Consider the following 5,285-nt stretch of genomic DNA (forward strand, 5'->3'; position numbering starts at 1 on the left):
CCCTCGCGGCCATGATCTGATCGCTGACTGCCGTAGTCAGGACGACCGCTGTTTCGTCGATGCTTTCTAGCCAGCCGACTTGATGGAAGATGACGGCGTGGGCTTTGGGGGCGCTGGATCGGTCGATCCAAGTCGCGTCGTCCACTACCGAGGCATCCTCCCAAACAACAAGGATGAGCCTCATTGGCAAAGCTCCACGACCCCGGCCGCACAAGCGCACTTTCGATACTGGATCGATGTGTCGATCAGAGCCCGGGTCGTCGACCCGAAGGAGTCATCGACCAAGGCTGAAGTGGGGGCACGAGGCCACCGCCAACGATCCCTGTTCTGGCTTCGTTGATGTCGCGCACGACGCTAGGGTCATGGCGGCACTCACGATAGGCAGGCACCTCGCGAATGACCGTATCCGCCCGCTGATTGATCGTGACATGCTTCACCTCGATCTTGCTGATTGCGGCTGCAGCAGCTTTGGCAGCGGCCTCACCGGCTTGCTTGGCTGCTTCGCTCACGGCGGATTGCTCGGCGGTCTTGTTGTCCTGCCCAGCGCCGTAGAACCACCAGCCGGTCGCGGCATGGCTGGCGCCTAGCATCACGACAGCGGCCAATACGGCGTAGATGTTCACCGCCACGCCTCACGAACCGACCGGAACGTCAGAGACAGGATCGCCATCGGCGCAGCGGCAGAGAAGCCCAGGCCGAGGACGAGGATCACGACTGAAGCCAGGAGCTTCTCCGTGAAGGCGCGCATGTCAGCTCCGGAATGCGTCAGCCTTGGCCTTCGCGGCTTCCACCTCAGCGACGATCTTTGCGATCTTCTCCGGGTGACGCTTGAGGTTGTGGTGATACCAGAAGGCGCCGCCGGCAAAGCCGAGCACGCCGAAGAATGCAGCGAAGATGAGTTCCATGATGGTTCCTTTCAGGAGGTTGCCCACTTCCGGTAGGCGGCGGATAGCTTTTCGTCGTAACGGTTCTCGTAGAAGCGAGGGCCGTTGTAGATGCGGGCGAAGGTCTTCCAGTCGCCTCGCTGGAGTTCGTCGGCTAGACCTTGGTGCTCGATGAACGCGATGAAGGCGTCAAGCTGGGCGCCCTCCGATTCCTGCATGGCCTTGACGAACTCACGGACCCCAGCGAAGCCGACGATGACGTGGTTGAAGCCCATGATCTGGAAGCGCCCCCACGATGCAGACTTGCACGCTGCGTCGTAAGCGAGGGACTGCGCTTCCTTGAGGCGGTCCTGCTCTTCCTGCCACGTCTTTCCGTAGTGGATGCGAGTCCAGTTTGGAAAGCACAAGGTCGGGTGGGACTGCGCGTAGGCGCCCTTGGTCAGCTTGTAGAACCAGTGCCCCTCAAACAGCGTGACCACCGACCCGTCAGGATTGAACCCGCCGCGCGGGGCTTCTACTTCGCAGACAGCCCGGACAGCCGCGAGCGGGCAGTGCAGTCTCTGGGCGGCGCGCTCGAAGTCCTGCGTGGCGAGTTTCATCACCGCGCCAGCACGTAGGACCGAAGATCGGATTCGCTGTACTTCGATCCGGTCGGGTCTTTGACGTAGACCGGCGCCTTGAACAGGACTCGGACAGCGGTCGGGCTAGACCAGTTGGCATAGTCCCAGGGGTAGAAGCCGAACTTCTGCCACGTCGGGTTCTGGTCGATCGTGGCGTAGCCGGTGGGGCCGGCGTAGTTCGCGAACTGCACGCCATCGCGCCAGGCCTGGAAGTAGCCTTGACCACCCGCCCGCGGGTCGATCCGCATCTTGATGACGAATACCGTCCATTTCGTCTTCGGGATACCGGGAGAAGCAAAGGTGCGGGTCTGGTTCGTGGCCTGTGTCGGCGGGCTGTTGGTGTTGCTGCGAACGAACAGCATCAAGCGATCCTTCTCGGCCTGGATAGCAGACCAAGGATTCACCGTTTGGCTGGTGGTCTGGTGGTACTGCGAGATCACCGCTTGGAAGTCATAGCCTCCGTCCGGCATCAGGAGACCGAAGGCGTGCCAGATGTCCACGTAGGGCTTGATCGACCCAGATTGCACCGTCCACCAACTCACCTCGCAGCGCTTCGAACCGCCACCGCCGGCCGTGCTGTCGTTGCGGGTCGGCGCAAACAGCAGCACTTGCTTAGACGGATCGAGCGGATCGGCGACCTTGCCGAAACGCTTGCCGGCCGGGCTCGTTGAATTGAAGTAACCAGCGGAGTCGCTCAGGGACGAGACGCCACCAACACCAACGCCGGCACACTCCAGACCGGCGCCGCCCTTCTGCTGGGCGAACGGCTTGTTCGCATCAAGCTCCGCGAACACGTCGGCTGCCGCGATGGAACTGGCGGGAACGACAGGCGGGACCGGCGTCGAGGCAGGGGGCGTTGGTGCCGGCGCACCCTGAAGCACGGATACCGCAGCCTCAAGATCGGCAATGCGCTTGCTCAGGCCAGGATCGGCGGGGATCGTGATCGACTGTCCCGGGATGACTTGCTGCGGGACTTGGACCGTCACGTCCGCGAAGGACGAAAAAAAGGCGCCCGAGAGCGCCAGAAGGGCAACGAACTTTTTCATGGGGTTCCTTGGGTTGCACGAATCTCTTCGCGCTTTTGGTAGACATTGCCGGTCACGTAGGCGCCGACCGTTCCGAGAATCACGAGGCTGTAGGTGCCGGCGTCGATCTTTCCGAACCACGTCAGGACGGTGGTCGCCACGCCGCAGCCGAGGCACAGCAGGAATCGCCGGCCTCCGAACTTGTTGAGGTCCATCAGAGATCACCCGGCCCGGTGTGCTCGATGTAGCCGCGCTTGCGGGGCTTGACCCACCCATGACGCTCAGCGATGCCACGGAAGATCCGCTTCCACAGCCATTCGAAGATCAGGAGTACCGAGTAAAGAGCGGCCAACATCGCAGCCGCATCGCCCCATGAGTTGATCCCGATGTCTGCGATAAAGACGGCCACCCATGCGGAGCTGCCTTTCACGATGCTGGTCTTGGTGTCGTGTTCCATGTCATGTTCTGGTGAATGTTTTGCCAGGGCTACGAGTTTGGGAAATGGGCTGTCGGCGGCGTGAAGGCGCCCGTGTACCTAACGACACCCTTCGTCACTCGAATTGGGCCAAGCCGCCCATCAAAGTAGCTTGATGCGATGAAGAAAGGCTCCGCAGAGCCTAGCTTTAGGTCTCGTGTCGACGCGGGGATGGTTGAACTGGATACGGTAGATCCACCAGCAGAAGCGCCACCGACCCAGAAAGCGTAAGCAGCGCCGTTCTTCGTCACGGCCCAATGCACCCAAGCATTGCGCGGCACGTCGAGAGAACTGACGGAGCCGCCAGTCGCCCCCGCCGCGTAGCACTGGAGTTGGGCGTTGTTGTCGATCCAGATGTGAAACCCGACCGACTCAAAGTTGTTCATGTTCGAGTAGATCGGCTGGGCTGCGGCCGGTATGGCGGTGATGTAGATCCACCCCTCGACCGTAGCTAGCCCCGAACCGAAATCGAAATCTGTCGATGTCGGGATCAGCAGGTAGTCGCCCGTACCGTCGAACAGGGCCGCCTCGTCGCCGAATGGAGCGGTGTCGTCGCTAACTTGGGCGTTGCCGACCGCCGTGACACTGTGGGCCGAGTTGCTCTCGTCAACGAAAGTCGTACTCCCGTCCGTCCCCGTCATCGGGAGAAGAAGCACGACGCTGGAGAAGTCCGGGTCAGGTCCACCACCACCGCCAGACGCCGTGTCGATGAAGATGTTCATGCGAGGGTGCGCGTGTACTTGATCGTGAAGCTCATCCCCAGGCAGGCGCTGTTTGAGGTTGTCGTGATGACAATATCGTCACCAGCAACGAACACGTTCGAACTCGCGTGGGCCTGACTCTGCTCGGAGCTTGAAACGGAGTTCGCAGTACCGCCCAGGGCCGTGGTGTTGATCTTGAATGTCGCAGTGACCGTACCGCTTTCAGAGATCGTCGTTGTCTCGGTGATCGTCCCACCATGGGCGGCTTTGACGACGATCTTGTATGACTTGTCGGCAACGGTCCCGATATAGCCAGCCATCATCTCGTCAGTCTGCGTCGTCGAGGCACCACTGCCGCCCGCGCTACCGCCGCCATGAACACCACCTGGCCCGCCGCGGTCATCCGTGACGCCCGTCACTCCAGAACCGTCGGTAACGACGATCTCGACGCGGGCATAGTCGGTATCGTTGTTGTAGTTGGTGTTGGCGGTGCTGAAGTCGAGCGTCCCGTCGGACTTGTCCACAGAGACATAAGTCGTGACGCTCGTCCCAAAGGTGTGGTTCTCGTCACTCTTCGAGAACCCGCCCCAACGACCGCCGTTGTATCCGCGAACCAGCCCAGTCGTGGTACTTGGCTTGTTGGAGTAGCACCCGGTCCAAGCGATCCCTAGAAAGTTCTCATTCACCTGCACTTCAGGCGAAGCGGAAGCATTGATGGTTTGAGGAAAGGTCATGCTGCTGCCTGTAGTTCAGTGCCCCGGCCGACTTGGGCAGAGAGTTGGTAAACGCCGACGTAGACGGTTGCTTGAGGGCTACCAAAGTCGGTCGTCTGATCTGCCGAGCTGTACTCGACACTCGTGGTCGTTGAGGTGAGCGTGCGAACGACGGTCGTGTAGGTGTTGTCGTCATAGATGTCGATCGAATAGGCTTCCACCGACTCACCCAGAGGGATAGAAATCCCCAATGGGCCGATCGTTCTGGTGGAGAGTCGTGAGCGCCTTTGCCAGGTCAAGGTGATGTCACCCGAGTCCCTGGTGGCCCTCACGTCGAACGGGCTGAACGGCTTGAGGCCGACACCCATGTTTGTGAAGAGTTCGTCGTCGGCCGTATCGAGCTGCCTTCCAAGGGTCACGCCACGGTAGGTTCTTTCGATGCCGAGTTGGCCGGTCTCCATCGGAACCCTGCGCATGCCCGCTGCCTGAAGCAGCAGGAAGGTTTCCCCACTGGTGTGGCCTGTCATGGCCCATTCAGTCCCCCTGGAGCCCCTCAGAAGCCCGCTGAGGATGTAAACACCTGTGCTGATGAGCGATGCTGTCTTGAACTGCCCCAGTTCCCAACGACCATCCACTCCGATCGCGTATGCGTTGATGGACTGGTCGTTGAGGATCGCGTCACGAGTAGAGCTGCTGAGTTCACCCGAACCAACATCAACCGTCACCGTGCTTACTTCATCGAAAATACGGGGGCCGGTCCAATCAGCAAGCGTCGTGGAGCATGTACCGAAGATCGCTCGTTCCGTGATGGTTGACAGCGTTGCGCCGTCTGGCATTAGCCTGAGAGTGCCGCCGGGCCACTTTTCT

11 protein-coding genes are annotated in these 5,285 nt (G+C 60.7%); all 11 read right to left on the reverse strand.

Annotated elements, in window-relative coordinates; genetic code table 11:
• On the reverse strand, positions 1–184 hold a 184-nt coding region (locus x551_RS26570; protein WP_036249923.1), incomplete at its 3' end, for a hypothetical protein.
• Between the two features lie 61 nt (positions 185–245).
• On the reverse strand, positions 246–623 hold the full coding sequence (locus tag x551_RS18135) for a hypothetical protein (protein ID WP_036249926.1): 378 nt from the start codon (positions 621–623) through the stop codon (positions 246–248).
• Complete coding sequence (locus x551_RS27955; RefSeq protein ID WP_255343849.1) at positions 620–748, reverse strand: hypothetical protein; 129 nt, start codon at positions 746–748, stop codon at positions 620–622. Before x551_RS27955 ends, x551_RS18135 begins: the two co-directional genes overlap by 4 nt.
• A gap of 1 nt (position 749) precedes the next feature.
• Positions 750–905, reverse strand: a complete 156-nt coding sequence (locus x551_RS25910) for a hypothetical protein (protein WP_155935842.1) — start codon at positions 903–905, stop codon at positions 750–752.
• Positions 906–916: 11 nt separating this feature from the next.
• Positions 917–1,483 (reverse strand): N-acetylmuramidase family protein, encoded by a 567-nt coding sequence (locus tag x551_RS18140; RefSeq protein WP_036234265.1) that lies wholly within the window; start codon positions 1,481–1,483, stop codon positions 917–919.
• On the reverse strand, positions 1,483–2,550 hold the full coding sequence (locus x551_RS18145; protein WP_036234268.1) for a heparin lyase I family protein: 1,068 nt from the start codon (positions 2,548–2,550) through the stop codon (positions 1,483–1,485). Before x551_RS18145 ends, x551_RS18140 begins: the two co-directional genes overlap by 1 nt.
• Positions 2,547–2,744: a hypothetical protein gene (locus tag x551_RS18150; RefSeq protein ID WP_036234270.1), complete on the reverse strand. Its 198-nt coding sequence runs from the start codon at positions 2,742–2,744 to the stop codon at positions 2,547–2,549. Before x551_RS18150 ends, x551_RS18145 begins: the two co-directional genes overlap by 4 nt.
• On the reverse strand, positions 2,744–2,986 hold the full coding sequence (locus x551_RS18155) for a hypothetical protein (protein ID WP_036234272.1): 243 nt from the start codon (positions 2,984–2,986) through the stop codon (positions 2,744–2,746). Before x551_RS18155 ends, x551_RS18150 begins: the two co-directional genes overlap by 1 nt.
• Positions 2,987–3,015: 29 nt before the next feature.
• Positions 3,016–3,726: a LamG domain-containing protein gene (locus x551_RS18160; protein WP_036234274.1), complete on the reverse strand. Its 711-nt coding sequence runs from the start codon at positions 3,724–3,726 to the stop codon at positions 3,016–3,018.
• The gene (locus tag x551_RS18165) at positions 3,723–4,439 is read right to left on the reverse strand and encodes a hypothetical protein (protein ID WP_152543574.1); all 717 of its coding nucleotides are present in this window, start codon (positions 4,437–4,439) and stop codon (positions 3,723–3,725) included. The genes x551_RS18160 and x551_RS18165 overlap by 4 nt, the downstream gene beginning before the upstream one ends.
• Positions 4,436–5,285, reverse strand: an 850-nt coding sequence (locus x551_RS18170) for a hypothetical protein (protein WP_216701341.1), incomplete at its 5' end; no start/stop codon positions are given. The genes x551_RS18165 and x551_RS18170, both read right to left, overlap by 4 nt.

The sequence above is a fragment of the Methylibium sp. T29 genome (assembly GCF_000576205.1).
Lineage (GTDB): Bacteria > Pseudomonadota > Gammaproteobacteria > Burkholderiales > Burkholderiaceae_C > Methylibium > Methylibium petroleiphilum.

Coding starts and splice junctions, on each gene's coding strand:
- x551_RS27955 (WP_255343849.1), bottom strand. CDS start 748: ATGCGCGCCTTCACGGAGAAGCTCCTGGCTTCAGTCGTGATCCTCGTC.
- x551_RS25910 (WP_155935842.1), bottom strand. CDS start 905: ATGGAACTCATCTTCGCTGCATTCTTCGGCGTGCTCGGCTTTGCCGGC.
- x551_RS18140 (WP_036234265.1), bottom strand. CDS start 1,483: ATGAAACTCGCCACGCAGGACTTCGAGCGCGCCGCCCAGAGACTGCAC.
- x551_RS18145 (WP_036234268.1), bottom strand. CDS start 2,550: ATGAAAAAGTTCGTTGCCCTTCTGGCGCTCTCGGGCGCCTTTTTTTCG.
- x551_RS18150 (WP_036234270.1), bottom strand. CDS start 2,744: ATGGACCTCAACAAGTTCGGAGGCCGGCGATTCCTGCTGTGCCTCGGC.
- x551_RS18155 (WP_036234272.1), bottom strand. CDS start 2,986: ATGGAACACGACACCAAGACCAGCATCGTGAAAGGCAGCTCCGCATGG.
- x551_RS18160 (WP_036234274.1), bottom strand. CDS start 3,726: ATGAACATCTTCATCGACACGGCGTCTGGCGGTGGTGGTGGACCTGAC.
- x551_RS18165 (WP_152543574.1), bottom strand. CDS start 4,439: ATGACCTTTCCTCAAACCATCAATGCTTCCGCTTCGCCTGAAGTGCAG.